The following is a 26,953-nucleotide window of genomic DNA, read 5'->3' on the forward strand; positions in this document are numbered from 1 at the left end:
AGCCGTGTGAACCCAGTAAAACGTGGGAGGGGGCTTGCCCCCGATGAGGCTCTCAGCCACACCATCGAAATCAAAGCGCCCGCGCGATAATCTCCTTCATGATCTCATTGGTCCCCGCATAAATCCGCTGCACCCGCGCATCCGCCCAGGCGCGGGCGACCGGGTATTCCCACATGAAGCCGTAGCCGCCGTGCAATTGCACACACTCGTCGAGCACCTTGCATTGCAGGTCCGTGGCCCAGTACTTGGCCATCGCGGCGGTGGGCACGTCGAGCTTGCCCTCCAGGTGCAACGCCAGGCATTTATCGACGAACACGCGGCCGATCTGGATCTCGGTGGCCATCTCCGCCAGTTTGAAGCGGGTGTTCTGGAAATCGGCAATCGCCTTGCCGAAGGCCTTGCGCTCACGGGTGTAATCGAGGGTCCATTGCAGCGCCGCTTCGGCTGACGCCAGCGCGCCAATCGCCACGGTCAAGCGCTCCTGCGGCAGCTCCTGCATCAAGTAGGCGAAGCCCATGCCCGCCTGGCCCAGCAGGTTTTCCTTGGGCACACGGACATCCTGGAAGAACAGCTCCGAAGTGTCCTGGGCCTTCATGCCGACCTTCTCCAGGCGCTTGCCCTTGTCGAAGCCCGGCGTAGCGGCCTCCACCAGGAACAGGCTGGTGCCCTTGGCGCCGGCCTTGGGGTCGGTCTTGGCGACCACGATCACCAGATCGGCGAGAAAACCGTTGGTGATAAAGGTCTTGGAGCCGTTGATCACATACTCATCACCGTCCAGCACCGCCGTGGTCTTGACCCCTTGCAGGTCGGACCCGGCGCCCGGCTCGGTCATGGCGATGGCCGTGACCTTCTCGCCGGAGATCAATTGGGGCAGGTATTGGTGCTTCAGCGCTTCACTGCCGTAATGCAGGATATACGGCGCGACAATGTCCGAATGCAGGGAGAAACCGATGCCGGTCAGGCCCAGGCGGCTGATCTCTTCGATCACCACCGCGCTGTAGAGAAAGTCCGCGCCCAGGCCGCCGTACTCCTCCGGCAGATGGGAACACAACATCCCCGCCTCGCCGGCCTTGTTCCACAGCGCACGGTCGATATAGCCCTGCTTCTCCCATTGCGCATGGAACGGCGCAGCGTCTTTTTCAAGGAAGGTACGCACGCTCTGGCGGAAGAGTTCGTGTTCCGGGCTGAACAACGTTCTGGGGATCATGAGGTCACCTGCGTGGATTGTCGGACAAAGACGAACCACAGAGCCTATGCCGCGAAGGCGTCACAGGACACTGGACACATGCGACAAAAAATAAGACGATCCAGCCGTCTGGTGACCACTTTCCCCTATAAGAATAAATGAAATTATGTCTAACCAAATCTCCACGCCCTTGCGGCGCGTCAGCATTTTGGCCATTGATCGGGTGTTCGCTTCCACCCTCATGCAAGCCAAGGATTTCTTCCACCTCGCCAGCCTGCGTTACGGCAAACAACAAGGCCTGGGCCTGACCCCAGCGTTCGAAACGCGCCTGGTCAGCCCCGACGGGCAATCGGTGCGCAGCTTCAGTGATGTGATCATGCCGGTGGACGGCGGCCTGGAAGACGCCGACATCATCGTGCTGCCGGCCTTCTGGGATGACTTCGATGCCCTGAGTACGCGCTACCCGCAAGTGCTGCCGTGGCTGCGCGAACAGCACGCCCGCGGCGCGGTGCTCTGCGGCGAAGCGACCGGGGTGTTCTGGCTGGCCGAAGCCGGGCTGCTCGATGGCAAGGAGGCGACCACCTACTGGCGTTTCTTCACTGCCTTCAGCGAGCGCTTCCCCAAGGTCCAGCTCAACCAGGACAAGCACCTGACCGACGCCGACAACCTGTACTGCGCCGGCGGCACCACCTCGGCCTGCGACCTCTATATCTATCTGATCGAACGCTTCTGCGGCGCCAACATCGCCCAGGCCGTGGCCCGCGATATTCTTTACGAAGTGCAGCGCAACTATTCGCCGGGACGGATCGGTTTCGGCGGAGGCAGAAGCTGCACCAGGATGTGATCATCCTGCAGATCCAGCACTGGCTCGAAGAGCATTTCGCCGACAAGTTCCGCTTCGAGGACGTGGCCCGGGAGCACGGCATGAGCATCCGCAACTTCATGCGCCGCTTCCAGACCGCCACCGGCGACAAGCCGCTGCATTACCTGCAACGCTTGCGCATCGAGACGGCGAAAGGGCTGCTCTCGGGCAGCCGCAAGAGCATCAAGACCATCAGTTATGAGGTGGGCTACGACGATGCGAGTTTCTTTGCGCGGCTGTTCAGGCAGCACACCGAACTGTCACCGAACCAATACCGCCAGCAATTCCAGCAAGCCGCGTAATCAGGGCTGTACAGAGACAAAATGTGGGAGGGAGCTTGCTCCCGATAGCGGTGTATCAGTCAGTACATCTGGCACTGATACACCGCTATCGGGGGCAAGCCCCCTCCCACACTTTTTACTGCGTCGTGCTTAGGGTTTGTGCGCCCGCGACAGGAACTCGTGGGATTGCATCTCCAGCAGGCGGCTCAGGGTGCGCTGGAATTCGAAGTTCAAGCGACCGCCGGTGTAGAGGTCCTTGAGCTCGACTTCCGCCGAGATGATCAACTTGACGTTGCGGTCATAGAACTCGTCGACCATGTTGATAAAGCGGCGCGCGATGTCGTCGGTGCTGACGCTCATCTGCTCCACGCCACTGAGGATCACGGCGTGGAAGATCTTGCCCAGTTCGATGTAGTCGTTCTGGCTGCGCGGGCCGTCGCACAGTTCGCGGAAGTCGAACCAGGCCACGTCATCGCAGGTACGCAGCGCGATGATTTGGCGGTTTTCGATGATCAACTTGTCGTTTTCCACCGCCTGGGTGCATTCCGGCGTGAGGGCGCGGAAGCTTTTGCGCAGGCTATCTTGCGCCGCGTCGTTGAGCGGGAAGTGGAACAACTCCGCTTGCTCCAGGTGCCGCAGGCGGTAATCGACGCCGCTGTCGACGTTGACGATCTCGGTGTTCTGCTTGATCAGCGCAATGGCTGGCAGGAAGCGCGCGCGTTGCAGGCCGTCCTTGTACAGGCCATCGGGCACGATGTTCGAGGTGGCGACCAGGGTCACGCCGTTCTTGAACAGCTCTTCCATCAGGGTGCCGAGGATCATGGCGTCGGTGATGTCGGAGACGAAGAACTCATCGAAGCAGATCACCCGCGCCTCTGCGGAGAACCGCTTGGCGATGATGGTCAACGGGTTTTTCTCGCCCGGCAGGGTTTTCATCTCTTCATGGACGCGCTTCATGAAGCGGTGGAAGTGCGTGCGGACCTTTTCCTTGAACGGCAGCGCTTCGAAGAAGGTGTCCACCAGGTAGGTCTTGCCGCGACCCACGCCGCCCCAGAAGTACAGGCCCTTGACCGGCGTGCGATCTTTCTTGCCAAACAGCTTGCCGAGCATCCCTGGCTTACTCTGCGAGGCCGCGACCAGGTCTTCGTACAGACGCTGCAAATGACGCACCGCCGTTTCCTGGGCCGCGTCATGGAAGAATTCAGGGCGTTTCAGATCAGCTTGATATCGTTCTAGGGGCGTCATAATTTCGTTAGCAAGGCAACAAAAACGGGCCGTCACTGTAACGACGGCCCTGGATAATGGCAATCAACCCTTGGTCGGGTTAATCCTCGAGGGGGGTCAGCGCAACGCGCAAGGCGGCGATGGCGGCATCGCGCGACGCGGTGTCGGCGAATGGCGCGCTGTCGGCAACCGCAGCGTCGTCCAGCCATACGCTGAAGCTCAGGGCTTCAGGGCGCACGTCCAGCGCGGCGCCGCTTTGCAATTGCTTGGTCACCGCGCCCGCCGCCTTGCCGTCGGCAAAGTTGCGCGACAGCAGCAGTTGCTCGCCATCGGCCGCCAGCAGGCGGAAGCGGAAGCTGCCGTCGTCTTCGCGGAAACTCACGAAGCGCGCGGCTTTCGCGGCCTTTTTCTTGGTACTGACCGGCGCCGCGGCCTGGTTGACGAACGAACGCAGGCCAACGGCCTCACGCAGCTCGGCGAGGAACGGCGCGGCCACGGCGCGGGCTTTTTGGGCGCCGATCAGCAGCAGGTCTTCCATGTCCGCCGGGCGCGACATCAATTGGTGGTAACGCTCACGGGCTTCACCCAGTTGCCCGTCCAGCAGTTGGAACAGACGGTTCTTCGCCTCGCCCCAGCCCAGGCCTTGCAGCAACTCGGCGCGGAATTCCTGTTCCTGGGCCTTGCTGGCAAACGCCTGGTACAGGGTGAACAGGTGCGAATTGTCCGGGTCCTTGGCTTCGCCGGGCGCGCGGGAGTCGGTGACGATCCGCGAGATCGCGTCTTTCATGTCCTTGGCGCTGGTGAACAACGGGATGGTGTTGTCGTAGCTCTTCGACATCTTGCGACCGTCCAGGCCCGGCAAGGTGGCGACGCTTTCTTCGATCACCGCCTCGGGCAGGGTGAAGAACTCTTTACCGTTGCCGAACAGGTGGTTGAAGCGCTGGCCGATGTCGCGGGCCATTTCCACGTGCTGGATCTGGTCGCGGCCCACCGGCACCTTGTGCGCGTTGAACATCAAAATGTCCGCCGCCATCAGCACCGGGTAGCTGTACAGGCCCATGGTGATGCCCGCATCCGGGTCTTCGCCGTTTTCCACGTTCTTGTCCACCGACGCCTTGTAGGCATGGGCGCGGTTGAGCAGGCCCTTGGCGGCGACGCAGGTCAGCAGCCAGGTCAGCTCGGGGATCTCGGGAATGTCGGACTGGCGATAGAACGTCACCCGGTTCACATCCAGGCCACCGGCCAGCCAGGTCGCGGCGATTTCCATACGCGAGCGCTGGATGCGCTGCGGGTCATCGCATTTGATCAGGGCGTGGTAGTCGGCCAGGAAGTAGAAGGAGTCGGCATTGGCGTCCTGACTGGCAAGGATCGCCGGGCGGATCGCACCGGCGTAGTTGCCCAGGTGCGGCGTGCCGGTGGTGGTGATGCCGGTGAGGATACGGGTACGAGTCGTCATGGGTAATCGCTTATCAGACTGCTATCAATTCGAGAGGCGCGGCAGCACCAGATCCTTGAGATCGGTGAGCTTGCCATGAAAAAAGTGTCCGCATTCTGCCACTTTCAGCAGCTCATGGGGGCGTTTCAGGGCGGCGGACCAGTCGTAGACGCATTGCGGGTCGACCACTTCGTCGGTTTCCGGCTGGATCAGGGTCAGCGGGCAGTTCTGCGGCAGCAGGTCGGCATCGCCCAGGCGCATCACCGCGGCGGCGACCATGAACAGGTGCGCGAGCTTTTCGCCCTTGGCTTCCAGACGACCGCCGAGGCTGGCGGCGACATAGCCACCAAACGAAAAACCGAGCAAGGTGATCGGCAGGTCGGGGTGTTTCTTGCGCAACCAGGTGGCGGCCGCTTCGGCATCGTCCACTTCACCGCTGGCCATGTCATGGGTGCCGGCGCTGGCACCGACGCCACGGTAATTGAATCGCAAGGTGATCAAACCGGCATCGCGGGCGGTGCGTTGCAGGGTCGAAACAACTTTATTGAGCATGGTCCCACCCTGCACCGGGTTAGGGTGGCAGATCAGCGCCAGGCCACGTGGCGCGGGCTGATCCAGGTACAGGGCTTCCAATTGGCCTACCGGGCCATCGATCAAAACAGGGGTTTCACGCATGAGCAAGGAATGAACTCCGTGACCTCTCAAAGGGTCGACTCGTCTAGCTAAAAGTCTGTGCATGGCATCATTGCGAGCTTAATCGCGGTATACAGCGCAGGTCCGAGCCGTTAACGTAAAGCAAAGCCGTTTATAGAGGAAGGACTCGTGGAACACTCGCTCTTAGTTTGGTTGTTGCCGACTCTTGCCCTGGTTGCCGGTGTCGCCATTGGATTCCTGGTTGCTCGCTTGCTGCCGAATGCCGCGCCTAACCGCACGCAGCGTCAGTTGGATGACATTCAGGAACGTTTTGACAGTTATCAGAACGAGGTTGTTACCCACTTCAACAGCACCGCGACCCTGGTCAAGAAGCTCACCCAGAGCTACCAGGAAGTACAGGATCACCTCGCCGACGGCGCCAACCGCCTGGCGCTCGACGACATCACCCGTCAGCGCCTGCTGGCCGCGCTGCATTCCGATGCACCGCAAACTCCACGGGAACGCCTGACCCCGCCACGGGAAAACCAGGAGCCGCCACGGGACTACGCGCCAAAAACGCCGAACGCCCCTGGCATGCTGGATGAGCATTACGGCTTGAAGAAGTAAGTCTTTTCAGGCGCTGTAAAAAAGCCCGGCTGATCGATGATCAGCCGGGCTTTTTGTTGGGCCTCAATCTCCAGACCAGCGGGGATGCCATTGTGGGAGGGAGCTTGCTCCCGATAGCGGCGGATCAGTTGATATATAGGCTGACTGACACACTGCTATCGGGAGCAAGCTCCCTCCCACACTGACCGAGTCCGGCCTCAGGACACGGGTTGTTCTTGCAGGTGGCCGCTTTCGATCCGCACATGCCGCCCATGGAAGCGCTTGAGGCTGCTGCGATGGCCGACGCTGACGATGCTCAGCCCCGGCAGCTCATCGATCAACGCCTGGTACAACGTCGCCTCATCCTCTTCATCCATGGCCGATGTCGCTTCGTCCATGTACAGCCACTGCGGTGCGAACAACAACGCACGGGCAAAGGCCAGGCGCTGTTGCTCGCCGGGAGAGAGCATGCGCTGCCAGTGGTTGGCTTCGTCCAGCCGCGCGACCAGATGCGGCAAGCGGCAGGTTTCCAGGACCTGTGCATAACGTTCGTCCATGTACACGCCGTCGTCCTGTGGATAACTCAGCGCGGCCTTCAACGTGCCGATCGGCAGATACGGCTTCTGCGGCAGGAACAGGTAACGCGCCTCCGGCAGGCGGATGCTGCCATGGCCCGCCGGCCACAGCTGGCCCATGGCACGCAGCAACGTACTTTTACCGCTGCCGGAACGCCCGCTGAGCATCAGGCGCTGGCCCGGCTCGACGACCATGTCGGCGCCGGCGAGCAAGTGGCGGCCATCGGCCAGGTCCATGCCGAGCTTCTCTACCACCAGGCGCTCGCCTTCCGGGCGCACGTCGATGGCCGCAGGGCGCTGCTCGTTATCGCCCATGGCCTGCTGGAAACTCAGCAGACGATCACTGGTGGCGCGCCAACTGGCCAGCTCCGTGTACGCGCCGATAAACCAGCTGAAGTTATCCTGGACGTTGCCGAACGCCGAGTTGATTTGCATCAGCTCGCCCAGCTCGATCTTGCCGGTGAAGTAGCGCGGCGCGGCGACGATGAACGGGAAGATGATTGCGATCTGGCTGTAGCCGGCGGTGAAGAAAGTCAGGCGCTTGGACACTTTCATGATGTCCCAGAAGTTATGCCAGACCCGGCCGAAGCGTTGGCTCAAACGGCGATTTTCGTTGGGCTCGCCGTTGTACAAGGCAATGCTCTCGGCATTCTCGCGCACCCGGACCATCGAGAAGCGCAAATCCGCCTCGAAGCGTTGTTGTTGATTGTTCAGCCCGATCAAGCGACGCCCGATCAGGTGCGTCAGCCAACTGCCCACGGCGGCATAGAGCAATGCACACCAGAACATGTAGCCGGGAATGGTGATACCGAACACTTCGATGCTGCCCGACACACCCCACAGGATGATCGAAAACGACACCAGGCTGACCACATTGCGCAGCAGGCCCAGGCCGAGGCTCAAGCTGCTGGAGGTGAAGTTATTGAGGTCTTCGGAGATCCGCTGGTCCGGGTTATCGGTGTAACCGCCCTGCTCCAGCTGGTAGTAGTTTTTGTCGCTGAGCCAGCGTGCGAAGTGTTTTTCGGTCAACCAGGCCCGCCAGCGGATGGTCAGCATCTGGGTCAGGTACAAGCGATACACCGCACCGAGGATGGCCACCGCAGCGATGCCGCCGAAATAGCCGATCAGTTGCCAGAAGGCCGCCGTGTCCTTATGTTCCAGGGCGTTGTAGAAATCCTTGTACCAGTGGTTGATCCACACGGAGATCGCGACGCTGAACAGCGACAAACCAATCACCGCCAACAACAGCAACCATGCCTTGCCCTTTTCTTCACTGCGCCAATAGGGCGTGATCATCGCCCAGGTTCGGCGAAAAAAGTGCCCACGCACCGCGTCGTTGACCGCGGAATACTCAGCGTTCTGATTCATCGTTCAGGCTCGGTAGGAAATAGATGGCAGGCGTTTGAACCGATCATAGAGCATCGGTTCAAGGCGCCGTGCGGCCTGAAGTAGATTGTTCAGCCGGCGTTCAGCGCCGTACCGGGCGCTTCTGCAGCTTGCGTTGCAGGGTACGCCGGTGCATGCCCAGCGCGCGGGCGGTGGCCGAGATATTGCCTTCATGCTCGGTCAGCACGCGCTGGATGTGTTCCCACTGCAGGCGGTCCACCGACATCGGGTTTTCCGGCACCAGGGTGTCGAGGTCGGCATGCTCGGAGAGCAAGGCGGCCAGCACGTCGTCGGCGTCCGCCGGTTTGCACAGGTAGTTGCAGGCGCCACGCTTGATGGCTTCGACAGCGGTGGCAATGCTGGAATAACCAGTGAGAATCACCACGCGCATTTCCGGATCGAGTTCGAGCAGCTTGGGCAGCAGCACCAGGCCGGAGTCGCCGTCCATTTTCAGGTCGAGCGCGGCGTAGTCCGGCAGGTCGGCCTGGGCGATGCTCAGGCCCTCTTCCGCGGAACCCGCGGTGCTGACGCGGAAACCGCGACGGCTCATGGCACGCGCCATGACGCGGGTAAAGGTAGCGTCATCATCTACCAGCAACAGGTGCGGCAGTTCTTCGCCTTCGACTTGGATCTCATCACTCATCGATATCTCCTCGTGCGACACGGGGCAGGCGCAGCTCGGTGAGCGTGCCGCCTTCCTCATGACTATAGAGCTTCACTGAGCCGCCCGCGCGGGTCACGCTGGCCTTGCTCAAAAACAGGCCGAGGCCGAAGCCTTTGCCCTTGGTGGTAAAGAAAGGTTTACCGATCTGCTCGGCAATAGCCAGCGGCACGCCTGCGCCGTGGTCACGAATGCTGATGGTGAGGTTTTCCGTGTCCCAGTCCAGCTGCACTTCCAGGCCTTCGGGGCAGGCATCGGCGGCATTGTTCAACAGGTTGAGCAGGGCCTGGGTCAGGTCCGGCGGCGGCGCCATGCGCGGCACGCTGCCCTGCCCCAGCAGGTGGAAACGGTAACTGGCTTCGGGGCGCATCAGGTGCCAGCGGTTCAGGGCTTCGTCGAGCCACTGGGTCACGTCCTGCATCTCCACCGCCAGGCGGCGGTTGGCTTCGGCGGCGCGCACCAGTTGCTGCAAGGTTTGCTTGCACTGCTTGACCTGTTCGCGCAGCACGCCGAGGTCTTCTTGCAGCGCCGGATCGTGATGGTCCTGGGTCATTTCGTTGAGCAGCACGCTCATGGTCGCCAGGGGCGTGCCCAACTCATGGGCCGCACCGGCGGCCTGGGTCGCGACGGCCAGCAGTTGCTGGTCGCGCAGGCCTTCTTCGCGGCGGATGGCGCGCAATTCTTCCTGGCGGCGCAGTTCTTCGGCCATGCGCGCGGCAAAAAAGGTGATGACTGCGGCGGACAGCGCGAAGCTCAGCCACATCCCGTAGATCTGCAGGTTTTCCCGGGCGATGGGGAACGTCTGCAACGGGTAGAACTGTGCCAGCAGCAAGGTGTACAGGGTCAGGGCAATGCCGGAGAGTATCACCGAGTAGCGCCACGGCAAGGTCACGGCCGCTATGGTCAAGGGCACCAGGTAATACGAAACGAACGGATTGGTGGAACCACCAGAGAAATACAGCAACACACTGTGGATAAACAGGTCGCAGGCCAACTGCAGGGCGTATTCCAGCTCGGTCACCGGCCAGGTGGTACGCAACCGGATGGCGGTAAACGCACATAACACGGTGGAAAAACCCAGGGTCACGCTCAGTTGCAGCCACGGCAGCGGCAGCAGGTCGAACCAATAGGCAAGCCCGACGGAACCGGCCTGCGCGGCCAATACCAAGGTGCGAATGAACGTCAGGCGCCAGAGGTTCTGGCGGGTGGCGGAAGTCAGTTTTACGGCGGCGAGCATGAGCTCTCCCGGTGAGCGCTGCAGGCGGATCGGCAGGAGTATAAACGAAGCCGACCGGCAGACACGGCGCGTGTGGCTCTTTGACGCAGGCGCGCTGAATGACCGTTCGTCGGCACTGCGACAACTTGTAGTGAATGTGTAAACCCGAAGAACCCGGCACCACCGTCTACAGTCATACCGATACGAACAATCCAAGGAGCTTCCATGTCCCGTTTCATTCGCAACGCAGCCGCTCTCACCCTCAGCGCCAGCACCCTGGCCAGCCTCCCGGCCGTCGCCGCCGATGAGTTGCATTACAACCAGATCGCCCTGCGCGCCGAAGTCAGCCAGGAAGTGGCCCGCGACAAGATGATCGTGACGCTCTATACCGAATCCCAGAACGCCGACCCCGCCAAGCTCGCCGCCGACATCACCACCACCATGAACCAGGCCCTGGGCCAGGCCCGCGAAGTCAAGGCCGTGACCCTGCGTCAGGGCAGCCGCAACAGCTACCCGATCTACGACAATAAGAACCAGAAGATCACCGGCTGGCGTGAACGCGCCGAACTACGCCTGGAGAGCGCAGACTTCCCGGCGCTGTCCAAGCTCACCGGCGAGTTGCTCAACACCCTGAAAATGCAAAACATGGAATTCGCCATCGCTGACACCACGCGCAGGTCCAGCGAAGACGCCCTGCTCAAGGACGCGGTCAGCGCATTCAAGGCTCGCGCCCAACTGGCCACCGATGCGTTGGGCGGCAAGGGTTATAAGATCGTCAACCTGAACTTCAACACCAATGGTTATCCACAACCTTACGCACGCGGCGGGATGATGATGAAAGCCGCCATGATGGATTCGGCGCCGACGCCGGAAGTTGAGGCGGGGACCAGTCAAGTGAGCATGAGCGCCGACGGGGTCATCGAAGTCTTGCAATAAGTCTTATCAACAAAAAAACGGCGCGGCCCGACAAGGCTGGCGCCGTTTTTTTTCGCGCGCAGTTTCATTCAACTCATCTAAACATTTTGAATCAGAAGTGGGTCGCTCATATCTTGGCATAAGACTTCTTTCTAAAGTTGTAGCCCCCCCATAAAGCTACTGTCATTACGTCACGGAGCATAAAGCAGGCATGGGAACCTTTAGTAGCCATGCCGCCACCCAGTTATAAAGACTTCATCCGCCGCCCTACAGCACTCATGTAACTCAACAGCACTTAGAGAAAAACCAAACCACTGAAAGGCGCCATAAAGCAGTGTCGCGTATCGAATGCTATTGCTTCGCGCCAGATAATTAACCTCATGAAACTCATGAATAAAATCAGCCGAGAATAAATATGTGTCCGTCATCCCTACCGCCACTTGCCGTCACTACCAACGCTCCGTTTATCCCGCCTACTCCTGTACATAATCGTCAAAAACGAGAAGTTGAGACCTCAACTTCGTCACAAACTAATACGCCTCAGGGAACGCTTGGCGTTTCAGCGGGCGACACACCGATTAAAGGTCCTACGCCTGAAAACGAATTTGATTTTTCCAAGCAAGTCATTTTTGGATCAGTCTCCCCTTCTCCACCAACGGCGAGTTATACGCAGCGGGAGCGCACGCAGCGCATTGATGCCTATGCCGGGCGCGTCGTCACGCAGACAAATACGATAGAACGTGGTAACGAAGGCGAACGCAACATCAAATTTCAGAAGACTCGCCAGTTCCTCGAACCTGCCGGTTACTTTAGCGGAGGGTTAATGGCGGCCGGGTACGACCCGCATGAAAAAATCACAGTGACGTTCACCTCCTACAAAGGGGTCGGAAAACCCGAGGTGCTGACCGACACCGAAAAACGCACTTACTTTGCATGGGAAATCGCGGCGGGTGCTTTTGCGCACGACAAAGTGCAGCGAGGAGGCCCGCTCAACTTCCAGTTCATGGAGATCGCGCCACAAGACCGCAGCAAGGTCGCCGACTTGGAATTGCACGGGCAGAATCTTCAAAATCATTGGACACATGAAATAGCCAAGCCCATGAGCCACGAGTCGGGAGCACTGGCGATACGTTCAGGGAAAGCAGACGCCTATGTTGTACGGGGCACCTTGCAGAGCCTGGCGAATAATAAAGACAGTTTTGAAAAACTCACGCCTGCCAGCCAAGCGGCCGTAAAGCGTACATTAGAAAATAATGCACAAGTCATTATTCCCAACATCTACGGCTATCCACTGGCAGGCTATGCATTTATTCCTCATACCCCTTTTGACGGCAATTATGAGCATCGGCCCAACAAGGGTTTGATGCTTGATTTGAAGAACGGCGCAGTTCGTGAAATACACGGCGATGCGGATTTTGCCAACTGGGCAAAAGACAACCAGGAAAATGTGCAGCGCAGTTTCAACGCCAGCGACCGGCAAGGCGGCACAGATGCACATTGGCCCAAGGCGGGGGACGTACTCAACAATTTGATTGTCGACCCTCATGCAACCTACCCAGGGTATTCCAGTATTTTCGCCGATAAAGCCGTGCCAGTGGCAGAGACATTCAACTATACCGAATCGCGAGGTGGCGATTACCGGTTGAAATACGGCAATCTGGATTCGGGTCTTGCAGGTAAATACCAAGAGGTGAACACAAACAATTCGGTATGGTCCGACCAAACTGAGGTGTTTGGTTTCACGCAACAAAGCTGGAAGGCTGCGAAGGACTTTTGGGGTAATACTTTCGGTTACATCCCCGTCGTCGGCAACGCAGGCAATATTTTTTTCGGCGCCCATGACTCGATCTATGGCATGACCGCCAATGATCGGGTTGGCGGCACTGCCGCAGCGGTGATATCAACTCTGCAACTGGGACACGAACTTGCGACAATAGGGCTGGAGTCTGGTTTAGGCAAGACCCCGGTCGTTGAACGCTACAGCTGGGAATATAACGAGCGTTCGAACGACATTGATTTGGTGCGAACCCCCAAGGTATCGAGCAATGACGCTGAAGTTCCGCGGCCCCATACTCTAGAGCCTGAGGTCAACTTGTTGCGCCCCAGCGAATCGGAGAATATCAGCGAGCATGCAATGCCGAACGGTGAGCAACTCATTGAACATATCCAACCCAATGCGAAAGGTATTTATCAGGTCAAGAATGAAACCAGCGGTGAGGATCAATGGTTTATCCGCTATACCGACGGCACAGGTTCGAGCAACGTGTATGAGATCAGAAGCGATTTCAAACTCAGCGACAATTATGTGCAAGTCATTAACCCAGGCACTCGCAAACCCGTGCTGACGGTCCATGCTGCAGGTGCTGGGCAGTGGAAGTCCGCGAGTGGCGATGGCGGAGTGAAATGGCCATGGCAGCGCTCGCCTTCGCCAACCCCCAGCACCGAATCAACATCCACCCCCAAGTTCTCAGAGCGCTTTGTTGATGATAAGGGCTCGAAAATTCTCGGCGCCGAGAAGTTTGACGACTACTTGAACCTGGACGAAAGCAAAAACTACCGATTCTACGACGACGTGTACGAAGAAGGCTCAAACATAAAAAGAAAACTGTCTGTTTCCTGGACAATCGACGACGGTAATTTCGCCGTCACCGAAGGAGAGAGAGCCAAACCTGACACTGGATACTCCGAAAGTTTTGCGCCTGACTTGAACCGAGAAATTTACTCCATCATAAAAAGAGAGAATGGTCATATCGTGCGAACCGAACTTGATTTCAGGGGAGGCGAAGCACATGAAACCATACAAAGCAGGCTGGCCGTACTTGAAGAGACTATTCCCGACGCTGATCTGAGAGCGCGTATTTCAGAGGTGGCTCACCAAGGCGCCACGCATCCAGCCTATCTGGAATTAATGCCACCGCAGCTTAAAGACAACTACGGTGTTTCGGCAGGTCAAAAACATTTCATCATAGAGTATGATCCCTCACTGAATACGCACACTGTCAAGGCCACGACCAAATGGGTTCTTAAACTCAGAACCGAAGACGGCACAGTACCTAATCGAGACTTGGATATCACCAGCACGCGGGCATTCACGATACGTGAAAGTAATGAACTGAGTGGTGACACTTACACCATCGCCCCGTCCGCGCCAACCCTGATTGAAGTGTCGACGCCAACACATATATAAGTGAGCCCCTACCTGATAAACCTGAACGGCGGTAACCTCGGGGACCGTCGTTTTCGTTTGGGCAGCCATATGCCGCCACTTCAGGGGTCTCCATGGAAAGAACCATCTTCAAACCGCTGCTCCTCGCTGCCGGCCTGCTGGCCTTTATGCCCATGGCCCAGGCGGCCAGCACCCTGGTCTACTGCTCCGAAGCCAGCCCCGCCGGCTTCGACCCCAGCCAGTACACCAGCGGCACCGATTTCGATGCCTCCGCCGAAACCGTGTTCAACCGCCTGACCCAGTTCAAGCGCGGCGGCACCGAGGTCGAACCCGGCCTGGCGACCCGTTGGGAGGTCTCCAACGACGGCCTGACGTACACCTTCCACCTGCGTGATGGCGTCAAGTTCCACACCACCGACTTCTTCACGCCCACCCGCGACTTCAACGCCGATGACGTGTTGTTCACCTTCAACCGCCTGCTGGATGCCGACAGCCCGTTTCGCAAGGCCTACCCGTCCGAGTCGCCGTATTTCACCGACATGGGTTTGAACACCACGATCAAAAGCGTCGACAAACTGGACGAGCACACCGTGCGCTTCAGCCTGAACAACGTCGATGCCTCGTTCGTACAGAACCTGGCAATGAGTTTCGCCTCAGTGCAATCGGCCGAGTACGCCGCGCAACTGCTGAAGACCGGCAACGCCGCAGACATCAACCAAAAACCGGTGGGCACCGGGCCTTTTGTGTTCAAGCGTTACCAAAAGGACTCGCAGATTCGCTACGTCGCCAATAAACAGTATTGGAAACCCGAGGATGTGAAGCTCGACAACCTGGTGTTCGCGATCACCCCGGACGCCGCGTCGCGCCTGCAGAAACTCAAGGCCGGCGAATGCCAGGTCAGCGGTTACCCGCGCCCTGCCGACATCGAGGTGATGAAACAAGACCCCAACCTGCGCGTGTTGCAGCAAGCAGGGTTCAACCTGGGTTTCCTGGCCTACAACGTGACGCATCCGCCGCTGGATCAACTCAAGGTGCGCCAGGCCCTGGACATGGCCATCGATAAACCGGCGATCATCAAGGCCGTGTACCAGAGCGCCGGGCAACTGGCGCAGAACGCCTTGCCTCCGGCGCAGTGGTCTTATGACCCGACGATCAAGGATGCCCCGTTCGACCCGGCCAAAGCGCGGGCGCTACTAAAAGAAGCAGGGGTTGCACCCGGTACGACCATCAACTTGTGGGCGATGACCGTACAGCGCGCGTCCAATCCGAATGCGCGAATGTCGGCACAAATGATCCAACAGGATTGGGCCAACATCGGCATCAAGGCCAACATCGTCAGCTATGAGTGGGGCGAATACATCAAGCGCGCCAAGAATGGCGAGCACGATGCGATGATTTACGGCTGGACCGGCGACAACGGCGACCCGGATAACTGGCTCGGCGTGCTCTACAGCTGTGCCGCGGTGAAGGGCAGCAACTACGCCAAATGGTGTAACCCGGCCTACGACAAGCTGGTGCAACAGGCCAAGGTCAGCAGCGACCGCGAGCAGCGTATCAAGTGGTATCAGCAGGCACAAAAAATCCTTAAAGAACAAGTACCTATAACGCCTATTGCGAACTCGACGGTTTTCCAGCCACTTCGCAAGGAAGTGCGGGACTTCAAAATCAGCCCCTTTGGCCTGACGCCGTTCTACGGCGTGAGTCTCGATAAGTAACAGCAACGCCCCAATCGAGTGCATGACACGCCTCGATTGGGCCTTTTTGGTGCTCGTGCGGCACCGAAAAAGCCCTCCAAATGTACGCATTTATGTCGAAACTTTCATATTTGCGACATTCCTGTACGTTCGTACCACTCTTTCATCCTTGCAACCGTTCAGCATCTTGCAATGGGTATGGCCCCTGCATAAGTATCCGCAGGCCGACTCACGAGGTCGCCCTCACTACCAAAAATGACAACAAATCATGAGGCCAACATGCTTAAACACGCAGTCATTCCGTTACTTGTTAGCGCTGGCCTTATGGCCGCAGCGCCTTTCGCCCAAGCGGCGACTAACCTGGTGTTCTGCTCCGAAGGGAGCCCGGCCGGTTTTGATCCAGGCCAGTACACCACCGGAACAGACTTCGATGCTTCGGCCGAAACCATGTTCAACCGTCTGAGCCAGTTCGAACGTGGCGGCACCGCCGTCGTTCCTGGCCTGGCCACCAGCTGGGACGTGTCCCCGGATGGCCTGACGTACACCTTCCACCTGCGCGAAGGCGTCAAGTTCCACACCACCCCGTACTTCAAGCCCACTCGCGAGTTCTCGGCCGACGACGTACTGTTCACCTTCAACCGGATGATCAACAAAGACGATCCGTTCCGTAAGGCCTACCCCACCGAGTTCCCGTACTTCACGGACATGGGGATGGACACCAACATCAAGAACATCGAGAAAGTCGATGCCCACACCGTCAAGTTCACCCTTGGCACCGTGGACGCCGCCTTCATCCAGAACCTGGCGATGAGCTTCGCGTCGATCCAGTCGGCCGAGTACGCCGCGCAACTGCTGAAAAACGGCACGCCGCAGGACATCAACCAGAAACCTGTCGGCACCGGCCCGTTCGTGTTCAAGAGCTACCAGAAAGACTCGAACATTCGTTACACCGGCAACAAGGACTACTGGAAACCTGAAGACGTGAAGATCGACAACCTGATCTTCGCCATCACCACCGACCCGTCGGTACGTATCCAGAAGCTCAAGAAAAACGAATGCCAGATCACCCTGTTCCCCCGTCCGGCCGACCTCAAGGCACTGGGCGACGACAAGGACTTGAAACTGCCGCACCAGGCCGGTTTCAACCTGGGCTACATCGCCTACAACGTCATGCCGGTGCTCAAGGGCCAGACCGCGCCTAACCCGCTGTCCGACCTGCGCGTGCGCCAGGCGCTGGACATGGCGGTGAACAAGCAGCAGATCATCGACTCGGTGTACCAAGGCGCGGGCCAATTGGCGGTCAACGCCATGCCGCCGACCCAGTGGTCCTACGACACCACCATCAAAGATGCCCCGCACGACGTGGCCAAAGCCAAGGAACTGCTCAAGGAAGCCGGGATCAAGGACGGCACCGAGATCACCCTGTGGGCCATGCCGGTCCAGCGTCCGTACAACCCGAACGCCAAGCTGATGGCCGAGATGCTGCAGAACGACTGGAAACAGATCGGCCTGAAGGTCAACATCGTCAGCTACGAATGGGGCGAGTACATCAAGCGTTCCAAAGGCGGCGAGAACCAAGCCATGATCATTGGTTGGAGCGGCGACAATGGGGACCCGGACAACTGGCTGAACGTGCTGTTCGGCTGCGACTCGCTGTCCGGTAACAACTTCTCCAAATGGTGCGACAAGAAATTCGACGGCATCGTGAAAGAAGCCAAGGCCACTTCGGATGTGGCCAAACGCACCGAGCTGTATAAGCAGGCGCAACACATCCTCAAAGATGCAGTCCCGATGACACCTATCGCGCACTCGACGGTGTATCAACCCATGCGCAACACCGTACAGGACTTCAAGATCAGCCCGTTTGGCCTGAACTCGTTCTACGGCGTGAGCGTGAGCGGCAAGTAAGGAACGATGGCGGCGACGTTTCATAACGTCGCCGTTATTGCATCCGCCAGGCCAGTAGGAAACAGACCACATTCGCGCTCGCTGCCGTCCTACGGCAATGAACTTCGATTCGCGGCTCCGTTGCCTACAAGGTCAGTCAGATTTTGCGCATTTACTGCGAAGTCCTCGACCCCTAACGTCGTAGGACAGCAGAGGCTCCAATCTGATGGGCACTTGCTGTGCGTGGAATCAGTGATGTCCCCCTGGCCGTATGCCGGGGGGATTGCTCGCTGATGACAACTACAAACAAGGATCGGGATCGTCATGCGCCATACCACCGTTCTATCCGCAATTTTTGGCACCAGCCTGCTGGCTGTGGCCACGATGGGCCACGCCGCCGAAAAAAAGAGCCTGGTGTTTTGCTCTGAAGGCAGCCCGGCGGGCTTTGACACCGCGCAGTACACCACCGCCACCGACAACGATGCGGCCGAGCCGCTGTACAACCGCCTGGTTGAGTTTGAAAAGGGCGCGACCAGCGTCGTACCGGGGCTGGCAACCAAGTGGGATATTTCGCCAGATGGCCTGACCTACACCTTCCACCTGCGCGAAGGGGTGAAATTCCACAGCAATAAAGAGTTCAAGCCCACGCGGGACTTCAACGCCGACGACGTGTTGTTCACTTTCAACCGCATGCTTGACCCCGACCATCCGTTTCGCAAGGCCTACCCCACCGAGTTTCCGTACTTCAACGGGATGAGCCTGAACAAGAACATCGCCAAGGTCGAGAAAAACGACCCGTACACCGTGGTGATGACCCTGAACACGGTCGACGCGGCGTTCGTGCAGAATATCGCCATGAGCTTTGCCTCCATTCTGTCGGCCGAATACGCCGAGCAGTTGCTCAAGCAGGGCAAGCCCAGCGACATCAACCAGAAGCCGATCGGCACTGGCCCGTTCGTCTTCCAGCGCTACCAGAAAGACTCGCAGATCCGTTACGCCGGCAACAAACAGTACTGGGACCCGAGCCGGGTCAAGCTCGACCAGTTGATCTTCTCCATCAACACCGACGCGTCGGTGCGCGTGCAAAAGCTCAAGGCCGGCGAATGCCAGATCACCCTGCATCCGCGTCCGGCGGATGTCGACGCTCTCAAGGCCGACCCCAAGCTGCAACTGCTGACCAAGCCAGGTTTCAACCTCGGCTACATCGCCTACAACGTGCGCCACAAACCGTTCGACCAGCTCGAAGTACGTCAGGCGCTGGACATGGCGGTGAACAAGCAGAGCATCCTCAACGCCGTGTACCAGGGCGCGGGGCAACTGGCGGTCAACGCCATGCCACCGACGCAGTGGTCTTACGACGACAGCATCAAAGACGCCGCCTACAACCCGGAAAAAGCCAAGGAACTGCTCAAGGCCGCCGGCGTGAAGGAAGGCACCGAGATCACCCTGTGGGCGATGCCGGTACAACGGCCGTACAACCCCAACGCCAAGCTGATGGCCGAGATGCTGCAGAACGACTGGGCCAAGATCGGCCTCAAGGTCAAGATCGTCAGCTACGAGTGGGGCGAGTACATCAAGCGCACCAAGAACGGTGAGCACGATATCAGCCTGATCGGCTGGACCGGCGACAACGGCGACCCGGACAACTGGTTGGGCACCCTCTACAGCTGCGACGCCATCGGCGGGAACAACTACTCCATGTGGTGCGACCCGGCATACGACAAGCTGATCAAGCAAGCCAAGGTCGTCACCGACCGCGAACAACGGACTGTTCTGTACAAACAGGCACAGCAACTGCTCAAAGCGCAGGTGCCGATCACGCCAGTCGCCCACTCGACGGTCAACCAACCGTTAAGCGCCAAAGTCGAAGGTTTCCAAGTGAGCCCCTTCGGCCGCAACGTGTTCTCGGGCGTCAGTATCACCCCATAAGAAAATAACCGGATTGCGGGGAGTGGATAACACTCTCCGGCAAACTTGCAGCCTTCTGTTGGGAAATTTCCTACAGCAAACGTTTGCAAATGCTTGAACGAGTTACACACCAATAGCCGGATCACCTAAAAGACCGGCATAAAAAAAGAGAACCAAAGGAGCTTCACCCATGAAACTGAGCAGCAAAGCGCTTCTGGCCCTGGCCATCAGCAGCATCACGGTGACCGCTTACGCGGAAACCCAGAGCCAGGACTTCGTTCCCACCACACTGGCCGGCACCAGCGCTCAAAGCGAAGCCAAGGGTTTTATCGAGGACTTCAGCCTGGGCGGCACCACGCGTAACTGGTACTCCCATGAAAGCAAGTACCGTGGGGGCACCTTCGAGTACAAGAAGCACGGCGAAACCCGCACCGACCGCAATCGTACCAACTGGGTACAGGGCACCATCCTCAACGCCAGCTCGGGTTTCACCCAGGGTACCGTGGGCGTCAAGACCGAATTGGCGGTCTACAACGCACTGGTCCTGGACCGCAGCAAGCGTGACATCAAGGGCGGCTCCAACCGTACCCTGGCCGACTCCAACGGCGATGCAGTCGACCAGTGGAGCAAACTGGGCCTGGCCAACGTGCAGTTCCGCGTCTCCAACACCACCCTGACCGCCGGTCGCCAGAACTTCAGCAGCGGCATCGTCGATACCATCGGCAACCGTGCGCTGCCTTCGAGCTTCGAAGGGGTGAGTTTCAACAGCGAAGAGTTCAGCAACCTGTCGTTCCAGGGCGGCGTGTTCGACCGCGTTTCGCCACGTACCGAACAGAGCCTGTCGAAATTCCGCAGTGAATACGGCAACGGCGCTGAAACCGACAAGGTGTCGACCCTGGGCCTGAACTACCAGCCGCTGAAAAGCCTGAAAACCAGCATCTTCGCCGCCAACGTCAAAGACTTCTGGAACCAGTACTACTTCGGCGCGACCCATGAACTGGGCGACAGCTCGGTATTGGGCCTGACCACCGGCCTGAACTACTACAAGACCGTCGACGAAGGCAAAAAGTTGATGGGCGAAATCGACAACGACACCTACTCGCTGTCGCTCGGCCTGACCCACCAGGCGCACAGCCTGACCTTCGCGTACCAGGCAGTGAACGGTAACGAGTACTTCGACTACCTGCACGAAACCAACGGCATCTACCTGGCCAACTCCCTGACCTCGGACTTCAACGGCCCGAACGAGAAGTCCTTCCAGATCGCCTACGCCATCAACATGGCCGAATACGGCGTGCCAGGCCTGAAGTTCAACGCTTACTCGGCGCGCGGCTGGGGCATCGACGGCACCCACTACACCGGCAATGGTGGTCGGGCCAAGTTCGCCTATGACGGCATCCAGAGCCAAGACGGCGAAAAACACCAGGAATACGGTGTAGGCGCCTCTTACGCAATCCAGAGCGGCCCACTCAAAGCCACGGCCATTCGTGCGACCTACGTTGAGCACCGTGGCAGTGAGTTCCAGTCCGACGGCAGCATCAAAGAGTTCCGTTTGGTCACCACCATCCCGTTCAACATCCTTTAATCAGCGCCAGGTAGACGGCGGGCTCAGGACGAGCCCGCCCTCTATGCTCGTCTGGTCCCATCGATTGCAGAGGGCTCCGAATGAACATGCTCCCGTTACAAGCTGCCATTGCCGCTGCGCTGTTGAGCGTGGCGGTCGGCATTTCGGCCAAACCGCTGGTGGTCTGCACCGAAGCCAGTCCGGAAGGTTTCGATCCGGTCCTGTACACCACGGCCGTCACCGCCGACGCCGCCGCCGAAACTATGTTCAACCGCCTAGTGGACTTCAAGCCCGGCACCACCGAAGTGGTCCCCGCGCTGGCCAAAGACCTCCCGCAAATCAGCGCCGACGGCCTGACCTACACCTTCCACCTGCGTGACGACATCAAGTTCCACACCACCGACTATTTCAAACCCACGCGCAACCTGAACGCCGACGACGTGCTTTGGAGCTTCCAGCGCCAGCTGGACCCGAAACACCCGTGGCACACCAAGTCCAACGTGGGCTACCCGTACTTCGAAAGCATGGGCTTCAAGGAACTGCTCAAGAGCGTCGAGAAGACCGACGATCACACCGTGGTCTTCACCCTGACCCGTCCGGAAGCACCGTTCCTGGCCGACCTGGCCATGGCGTTTTCGTCGATTCACTCGGCCGAATACGCCGACCAGTTGCTCAAGTCCGGCAAGACCGATGACCTCAACGCCAAGCCGGTCGGCACCGGCCCGTTCATCTTCACCCGCTACGCCAAGGACGCCCAGGTGCGTTTCAAGGCCAACCCGGACTACTTCCGCGGCAAGCCGCCGGCCGACCCGCTGATCCTGGCGATCACCACCGACAACAACGTGCGCCTGCAGAAGCTCAAGGCCAACGAATGCCAGATCGCGCTGTATCCGAAGCCCGACGACATCCCGAGCATCAAGAAAGACCCGAACCTGAAAGTCGATGAACTGGCGGCCATGACCACCAGCTACACTGCCTTGAACACCACCCACAAATACATGAGCGACGCGCGGGTGCGTCACGCGATCAACATCGCGTTCGACAAGGCCGGCTACACTGAGGCCCTGTACGGCAAAGGCAACGCAGTTGTCGGCACCGGTCCGTATCCGCCGACTTTGCTGGGTTTCAACAACACGTTGAAAAACCCGCCACGCGACCTCGACAAGGCCCGCGCCCTGCTCAAGGAAGCCGGCGTGCCGGAGGGCACCGAGTTCACCCTGTTCACCCGTAACGGCGGCGGCCCGACCAACCCCAACCCGATGCTCGGCGCCCAGCGCATGCAAGCGGACCTGGCCCAGATCGGCCTGAAGGTCAACATCAAGGTGATGGAGTGGGGCGAGATGCTCAAACGCGCCAAAGCGGGCGAGCACGACATGGTCTCTGCAGGCTGGGCCGGCGATAACGGTGACCCGGACAACTTCCTCACCCCGAACCTGAGTTGCGATGCGGCCAAGAACGGCGAAAACTACGCCCGTTGGTGTAATAAAGAATTTCAGGACCTGATCGACAAGGCGCGCGCCATCGCTGAACCCACCCAGCGCGCTGCACTCTATGAACAAGCACTGGACGTCTTTGGCAAGGATCAACCGTGGATCCCCATGGCTTATCCGAAAATGTTCACCGCCATGCGCAAAAACGTCGAGGGTTATACCCAAAGCCCACTGACGACCAATAACTTCGCCACCACCCAGGTGAAGTAAATAAGAAGAACGCTCGACACCGTCGACGTTGACGGTGTCGAACCTGCCTAACCGGCTGATTGAGGTACACCACAAGATGTTTAGTTTTATTGCCCGCCGATTGGGGTTATTGATCCCCACCTTCTTCGGCATCACGTTGCTGACGTTTGCGTTGATCCGCATGATTCCAGGCGACCCCGTAGAAGTCATGATGGGCGAACGCCGGGTCGACCCCGAGATGCACGCACAGGCAATGGAACGCCTTGGCCTTAACAAGCCGTTGTATGCGCAGTACCTGGACTACATCGGCAAGCTGGCCCAAGGCGACCTTGGCGAATCCCTGCGCACGCGCACCAGCGTGTGGACCGAGTTCACCGCACTCTTCCCGGCGACCCTGGAGCTGTCCATGGCCGCCCTGTTGTTCGCCGGTATCCTGGGCCTGTTGGCGGGGGTGATCGCGGCCTTGAAGCGAGGATCGCTGTTCGACCATGGGGTGATGGGCATCTCCCTCGCGGGCTATTCGATGCCGATCTTCTGGTGGGGCCTGATCCTGATCATGTTCTTCTCGGTGAGCCTGGGCTGGACCCCGGTTTCCGGGCGTATCGACCTGCTCTACGACATCGAGCCGCGCACCGGCTTCATGCTGATCGACACCCTGCTGGCCAACGAGCCAGATGCGTTCTGGGACGCCCTGCACCACCTGATCCTGCCGGCTATCGTGCTCGGCACCATCCCGCTGGCGGTGATTGCGCGGATGACCCGCTCGTCGATGCTCGAAGTACTGCGCGAAGACTACATCCGCACCGCCAAGGCCAAAGGCCTGTCGCCGGCGCGCGTGGTGTTCATCCATGGCCTGCGGAATGCGCTGATCCCGGTGCTCACCGTGGTCGGCCTGCAAGTCGGCACCCTGCTGGCTGGTGCGGTATTGACCGAAACCATCTTCTCGTGGCCCGGCATCGGCAAATGGCTGATCGAAGCCATTGGCGCACGGGACTACCCGGTGGTGCAAAACGGCATCCTGCTGATCGCCTGCCTGGTGATCCTGGTGAATTTCGTGGTGGATATCCTCTACGGCTTCGTCAACCCACGCATCCGTCACCAGCGCTGAGATCATGACCATGACCACACCTACTCCAGTGTCAGCAGTCGATCAGAGCCTGCTGTACCCGTCGCCGTACAAAGAATTCTGGCAAGCCTTCTCCAAGAACAAAGGCGCGGTTGCCGGCCTGCTGTTCATGTTGCTGATCGTGTTCTGCGCGCTGTTCGCCCCGTGGGTGGCGCCGCATAACCCCAGCGAACAATATCGCGACTTCCTGCTGACCCCGCCGTCGTGGCTGGAAGGCGGGCAGATCCAGTTCCTGCTCGGCACCGACGAACTCGGCCGTGACTTGCTCTCGCGCTTGATCCAAGGCTCGCGCCTGTCGCTGCTGATCGGTTTGTCGTCGGTGGTGATGTCGCTGATTCCGGGCATCCTGCTCGGGCTGTTCGCCGGGTTCTTCCCGCGCCTGCTCGGCCCGACCATCATGCGCCTGATGGACATCATGCTCGCCCTGCCATCACTGCTGCTGGCCGTTGCCATTGTCGCGATCCTCGGCCCTGGCCTGATCAACACCGTGATCGCCATCGCCATCGTGTCGCTGCCGTCCTACGTGCGTTTGACCCGCGCTGCGGTGATGGGCGAACTCAACCGCGACTACGTGACCGCCGCCCGCCTCGCCGGCGCCGGCCTGCCACGACTGATGTTCATCACCGTGCTGCCCAACTGCATGGCACCGCTGATCGTGCAGGCGACCCTGAGTTTCTCTTCGGCGATTCTCGATGCCGCCGCGCTGGGCTTCCTCGGCCTGGGCGTGCAACCGCCAACGCCGGAGTGGGGCACCATGCTGGCTTCGGCCCGTGACTACATCGAACGCGCCTGGTGGGTCGTGAGCCTGCCGGGTCTGACCATTTTGCTCAGCGTGCTGGCAATCAACCTGATGGGCGACGGCCTGCGCGACGCGCTGGACCCGAAACTCAAGAACGCCGCCTGAGGAGATTCCCATGTCACTGTTAGAAATCAAGAATCTCAACGTGCGCTTCGGCGACAAGACCGCCGTGCCGGTGGTCGATGGCCTCGACATCAGCGTCGACAAAGGCGAAGTCCTGGCGATCGTGGGCGAGTCGGGCTCGGGTAAATCCGTGACCATGATGGCGCTGATGGGCCTGATCGAACACCCCGGCATCGTCACCGCCGACGCCCTGAACTTCGACGGCAAGGACATGCTCAAGCTGAGCAACCGCCAGCGTCGGCAGATCGTCGGCAAAGACCTGGCGATGGTGTTCCAGGACCCGATGACCGCGCTGAACCCCAGTTACACCGTGGGTTTCCAGATCGAAGAAGTGCTGCGCCTGCACCTGAAGATGTCCGGCAAGCAAGCGCGCAAGCGTGCCATCGAACTGCTGGAAAAAGTCGAGATCCCCGGCGCCGCCAGCCGGATGGATGCCTACCCGCACCAACTGTCCGGCGGTATGAGCCAACGCGTGGCCATCGCCATGGCGATTGCCGGCGAGCCGAAGTTGCTGATCGCCGACGAACCGACCACCGCCTTGGACGTGACCATCCAGGCCCAGATCATGGACCTGCTGCTGGCCCTGCAGAAAGAGCAGAACATGGGCCTGGTGCTGATCACCCACGACCTCGCGGTCGTCGCGGAAACCGCCCAGCGCGTGTGTGTGATGTATGCCGGCCAAGCCGTGGAAGTCGGCCAGGTGCCGCAACTGTTCGACATTCCGGCGCATCCCTACAGCGAAGCGCTGCTCAAGGCGATTCCGGAACACAGCCTCGGTGCCGCGCGCCTGGCCACGCTGCCCGGCATCGTGCCCGGCCGTTATGACCGCCCGCAAGGCTGCCTGCTGTCGCCGCGTTGCCCCTACGTGCAAGACAGCTGCCGCCAGACCCGCCCGGGCCTGGACCCTAAATCGAACAGCCTCGCGCGCTGCTTCTACCCCTTGAACCAGGAGGTGGCGTAATGGCCGTCGTTCTTACCGCCCGCGACCTGACCCGTCACTACGAAGTGTCCCGAGGCCTGTTCAAGGGCCACGCCACCGTGCGCGCCCTCAATGGCGTGTCCTTCGAACTGGAAGCCGGCAAGACCCTCGCCGTGGTGGGCGAGTCGGGCTGCGGCAAATCCACCCTGGCCCGTGCGCTGACGCTGATTGAAGAGCCGTCGTCGGGCTCGTTGAAAATCGCCGGCCAGGAAGTCGCCGGCGCCGACAAGGAGCAGCGCAAGCAATTGCGCAAAGACGTGCAGATGGTATTCCAGAGCCCATATGCCTCGTTGAACCCACGGCAGAAAGTCGGCGACCAACTGGCTGAACCGCTGCTGATCAACACCCACCTGTCCGCCGCCGAACGCCGCGAAAAGGTCCAGGCGATGATGAAGCAGGTGGGCCTGCGCCCTGAGCACTATCAGCGCTACCCGCACATGTTCTCCGGCGGCCAGCGCCAACGGATCGCCCTGGCCCGGGCGATGATGCTGCAACCCAAAGTGCTGGTGGCGGATGAGCCGACCTCGGCACTGGACGTGTCGATCCAGGCCCAGGTGCTTAACCTGTTCATGGATTTGCAGCAGGAATTCAACACCGCCTACGTGTTCATTTCCCACAACCTCGCGGTGGTGCAACACGTCGCCGACGACGTGATGGTGATGTACCTCGGGCGCCCGGTGGAAGTCGGCCCCAAGGACGACATCTACGCGCGCCCCCTGCACCCGTACACCCAGGCGCTGCTGTCGGCCACACCGACCATCCACCCGGACCCGAACAAGCCGAAGATCAAAATCGTCGGCGAGCTGCCCAACCCGCTGAACCCGCCGTCCGGCTGCGCTTTCCACAAGCGCTGCCCGTATGCGACGGCGCGGTGCAGCAGCGAGGAGCCGCAGTTGCGGGCGTTGGATAACCGCCAGGTGGCTTGCCACTATGCGGAGCAGTTCGTCGCCTGAAACGAGCGTCGCGCTCCCCTGTGGGGGGCGCGGTGACACAGCGTTCTACAGCCCTTCCCGTCAGGTTGCGCATCAGCCTGGCGGGAGGGGCTTTT

General features: G+C 59.7%; 19 protein-coding genes and 1 pseudogene. 13 read left to right on the forward strand and 7 right to left on the reverse strand.

Annotated features, from left to right (window positions below):
* Positions 1-70: 70 nt before the first annotated feature.
* Complete coding sequence (locus ACVWZP_RS15990; RefSeq protein WP_457369926.1) at positions 71-1,207, reverse strand: acyl-CoA dehydrogenase family protein; 1,137 nt, start codon at positions 1,205-1,207, stop codon at positions 71-73.
* 220 nt (positions 1,208-1,427) lie between these two features.
* On the opposite strand from ACVWZP_RS15990, the pseudogene ACVWZP_RS15995 reads away from it, so the two are divergent.
* Positions 1,428-2,350 (forward strand): annotated as a pseudogene (locus tag ACVWZP_RS15995) (GlxA family transcriptional regulator).
* A gap of 129 nt (positions 2,351-2,479) precedes the next feature.
* On the opposite strand, the gene zapE reads toward ACVWZP_RS15995, so the two are convergent.
* The 3 genes from zapE to ACVWZP_RS16010 form a co-directional block, all read right to left on the reverse strand.
* A complete protein-coding gene (zapE, locus tag ACVWZP_RS16000) occupies positions 2,480-3,574 on the reverse strand; it encodes a cell division protein ZapE (RefSeq protein WP_046384701.1) in 1,095 nt (364 codons plus the stop codon).
* 79 nt (positions 3,575-3,653) lie between these two features.
* Positions 3,654-5,009, reverse strand: a complete 1,356-nt coding sequence (locus tag ACVWZP_RS16005) for a tryptophan--tRNA ligase (RefSeq protein ID WP_046384702.1) — start codon at positions 5,007-5,009, stop codon at positions 3,654-3,656.
* Between the two features lie 24 nt (positions 5,010-5,033).
* Entirely contained in the window at positions 5,034-5,663 is a 630-nt protein-coding gene (locus ACVWZP_RS16010; RefSeq protein ID WP_026139827.1) for an alpha/beta hydrolase, read from the reverse strand.
* 147 nt (positions 5,664-5,810) lie between these two features.
* Here ACVWZP_RS16010 and ACVWZP_RS16015 point away from each other — a divergent pair, with 147 nt between their 5' ends.
* Complete coding sequence (locus ACVWZP_RS16015; RefSeq protein ID WP_003171734.1) at positions 5,811-6,248, forward strand: YhcB family protein; 438 nt, start codon at positions 5,811-5,813, stop codon at positions 6,246-6,248.
* A gap of 197 nt (positions 6,249-6,445) precedes the next feature.
* Here ACVWZP_RS16015 and ACVWZP_RS16020 read toward each other — a convergent pair whose 3' ends face one another.
* The 3 genes from ACVWZP_RS16020 to ACVWZP_RS16030 all read right to left on the reverse strand — a co-directional run bounded on the left by ACVWZP_RS16020 (position 6,446) and on the right by ACVWZP_RS16030 (position 10,086).
* Complete coding sequence (locus tag ACVWZP_RS16020; protein WP_126587526.1) at positions 6,446-8,170, reverse strand: ABC transporter ATP-binding protein/permease; 1,725 nt, start codon at positions 8,168-8,170, stop codon at positions 6,446-6,448.
* Positions 8,171-8,270: 100 nt separating this feature from the next.
* Positions 8,271-8,831: a response regulator transcription factor gene (locus ACVWZP_RS16025; protein WP_004372278.1), complete on the reverse strand. Its 561-nt coding sequence runs from the start codon at positions 8,829-8,831 to the stop codon at positions 8,271-8,273.
* Positions 8,824-10,086: an ATP-binding protein gene (locus ACVWZP_RS16030; RefSeq protein ID WP_017845431.1), complete on the reverse strand. Its 1,263-nt coding sequence runs from the start codon at positions 10,084-10,086 to the stop codon at positions 8,824-8,826. Before ACVWZP_RS16030 ends, ACVWZP_RS16025 begins: the two co-directional genes overlap by 8 nt.
* Positions 10,087-10,290: 204 nt before the next feature.
* Between ACVWZP_RS16030 and ACVWZP_RS16035 the strand changes: the two genes are divergently transcribed.
* The 11 genes from ACVWZP_RS16035 to ACVWZP_RS16085 all read left to right on the forward strand — a co-directional run bounded on the left by ACVWZP_RS16035 (position 10,291) and on the right by ACVWZP_RS16085 (position 26,858).
* Positions 10,291-11,001, forward strand: coding sequence for an SIMPL domain-containing protein (locus ACVWZP_RS16035; RefSeq protein WP_017845432.1), 711 nt, complete (start codon positions 10,291-10,293; stop codon positions 10,999-11,001).
* Between the two features lie 394 nt (positions 11,002-11,395).
* The gene (locus tag ACVWZP_RS16040; protein ID WP_457369927.1) at positions 11,396-14,167 is read left to right on the forward strand and encodes a hypothetical protein; all 2,772 of its coding nucleotides are present in this window, start codon (positions 11,396-11,398) and stop codon (positions 14,165-14,167) included.
* A gap of 92 nt (positions 14,168-14,259) precedes the next feature.
* Complete coding sequence (locus tag ACVWZP_RS16045; protein WP_046384705.1) at positions 14,260-15,861, forward strand: ABC transporter substrate-binding protein; 1,602 nt, start codon at positions 14,260-14,262, stop codon at positions 15,859-15,861.
* 258 nt (positions 15,862-16,119) lie between these two features.
* A complete protein-coding gene (locus ACVWZP_RS16050; protein WP_046384706.1) occupies positions 16,120-17,748 on the forward strand; it encodes an ABC transporter substrate-binding protein in 1,629 nt (542 codons plus the stop codon).
* Positions 17,749-18,111: 363 nt separating this feature from the next.
* Positions 18,112-19,656 carry an ABC transporter substrate-binding protein gene (locus ACVWZP_RS16055; protein ID WP_457370395.1) on the forward strand — a complete coding sequence of 515 codons (1,545 nt, stop codon included), beginning with the start codon at positions 18,112-18,114 and terminating at the stop codon, positions 19,654-19,656.
* Between the two features lie 169 nt (positions 19,657-19,825).
* Positions 19,826-21,220 carry an OprD family outer membrane porin gene (locus ACVWZP_RS16060; protein WP_457369928.1) on the forward strand — a complete coding sequence of 465 codons (1,395 nt, stop codon included), beginning with the start codon at positions 19,826-19,828 and terminating at the stop codon, positions 21,218-21,220.
* Between the two features lie 80 nt (positions 21,221-21,300).
* Positions 21,301-22,899: an ABC transporter substrate-binding protein gene (locus tag ACVWZP_RS16065; RefSeq protein ID WP_177031524.1), complete on the forward strand. Its 1,599-nt coding sequence runs from the start codon at positions 21,301-21,303 to the stop codon at positions 22,897-22,899.
* Between the two features lie 76 nt (positions 22,900-22,975).
* Positions 22,976-23,986, forward strand: coding sequence for an ABC transporter permease subunit (locus tag ACVWZP_RS16070; protein ID WP_301555785.1), 1,011 nt, complete (start codon positions 22,976-22,978; stop codon positions 23,984-23,986).
* Positions 23,987-23,996: 10 nt separating this feature from the next.
* Complete coding sequence (locus tag ACVWZP_RS16075; protein ID WP_026139829.1) at positions 23,997-24,908, forward strand: ABC transporter permease subunit; 912 nt, start codon at positions 23,997-23,999, stop codon at positions 24,906-24,908.
* A 10-nt stretch (positions 24,909-24,918) separates the two neighbouring features.
* Positions 24,919-25,887 (forward strand): ABC transporter ATP-binding protein, encoded by a 969-nt coding sequence (locus tag ACVWZP_RS16080; RefSeq protein WP_126587522.1) that lies wholly within the window; start codon positions 24,919-24,921, stop codon positions 25,885-25,887.
* The gene (locus ACVWZP_RS16085; RefSeq protein WP_457369929.1) at positions 25,887-26,858 is read left to right on the forward strand and encodes a peptide ABC transporter ATP-binding protein; all 972 of its coding nucleotides are present in this window, start codon (positions 25,887-25,889) and stop codon (positions 26,856-26,858) included. Before ACVWZP_RS16080 ends, ACVWZP_RS16085 begins: the two co-directional genes overlap by 1 nt.
* Positions 26,859-26,953 lie beyond the last annotated feature (95 nt).

The sequence above is a fragment of the Pseudomonas sp. TE36184 genome (assembly GCF_054060055.1).

Coding starts and splice junctions, on each gene's coding strand:
- ACVWZP_RS15990 (WP_457369926.1), bottom strand. CDS start 1,207: ATGATCCCCAGAACGTTGTTCAGCCCGGAACACGAACTCTTCCGCCAG.
- zapE (WP_046384701.1), bottom strand. CDS start 3,574: ATGACGCCCCTAGAACGATATCAAGCTGATCTGAAACGCCCTGAATTC.
- ACVWZP_RS16005 (WP_046384702.1), bottom strand. CDS start 5,009: ATGACGACTCGTACCCGTATCCTCACCGGCATCACCACCACCGGCACG.
- ACVWZP_RS16010 (WP_026139827.1), bottom strand. CDS start 5,663: ATGCGTGAAACCCCTGTTTTGATCGATGGCCCGGTAGGCCAATTGGAA.
- ACVWZP_RS16020 (WP_126587526.1), bottom strand. CDS start 8,170: ATGAATCAGAACGCTGAGTATTCCGCGGTCAACGACGCGGTGCGTGGG.
- ACVWZP_RS16025 (WP_004372278.1), bottom strand. CDS start 8,831: ATGAGTGATGAGATCCAAGTCGAAGGCGAAGAACTGCCGCACCTGTTG.
- ACVWZP_RS16030 (WP_017845431.1), bottom strand. CDS start 10,086: ATGCTCGCCGCCGTAAAACTGACTTCCGCCACCCGCCAGAACCTCTGG.
- ACVWZP_RS16035 (WP_017845432.1), top strand. CDS start 10,291: ATGTCCCGTTTCATTCGCAACGCAGCCGCTCTCACCCTCAGCGCCAGC.
- ACVWZP_RS16040 (WP_457369927.1), top strand. CDS start 11,396: ATGTGTCCGTCATCCCTACCGCCACTTGCCGTCACTACCAACGCTCCG.
- ACVWZP_RS16045 (WP_046384705.1), top strand. CDS start 14,260: ATGGAAAGAACCATCTTCAAACCGCTGCTCCTCGCTGCCGGCCTGCTG.
- ACVWZP_RS16050 (WP_046384706.1), top strand. CDS start 16,120: ATGCTTAAACACGCAGTCATTCCGTTACTTGTTAGCGCTGGCCTTATG.
- ACVWZP_RS16055 (WP_457370395.1), top strand. CDS start 18,112: ATGGGCCACGCCGCCGAAAAAAAGAGCCTGGTGTTTTGCTCTGAAGGC.
- ACVWZP_RS16060 (WP_457369928.1), top strand. CDS start 19,826: ATGAAACTGAGCAGCAAAGCGCTTCTGGCCCTGGCCATCAGCAGCATC.
- ACVWZP_RS16065 (WP_177031524.1), top strand. CDS start 21,301: ATGAACATGCTCCCGTTACAAGCTGCCATTGCCGCTGCGCTGTTGAGC.
- ACVWZP_RS16070 (WP_301555785.1), top strand. CDS start 22,976: ATGTTTAGTTTTATTGCCCGCCGATTGGGGTTATTGATCCCCACCTTC.
- ACVWZP_RS16075 (WP_026139829.1), top strand. CDS start 23,997: ATGACCACACCTACTCCAGTGTCAGCAGTCGATCAGAGCCTGCTGTAC.
- ACVWZP_RS16080 (WP_126587522.1), top strand. CDS start 24,919: ATGTCACTGTTAGAAATCAAGAATCTCAACGTGCGCTTCGGCGACAAG.
- ACVWZP_RS16085 (WP_457369929.1), top strand. CDS start 25,887: ATGGCCGTCGTTCTTACCGCCCGCGACCTGACCCGTCACTACGAAGTG.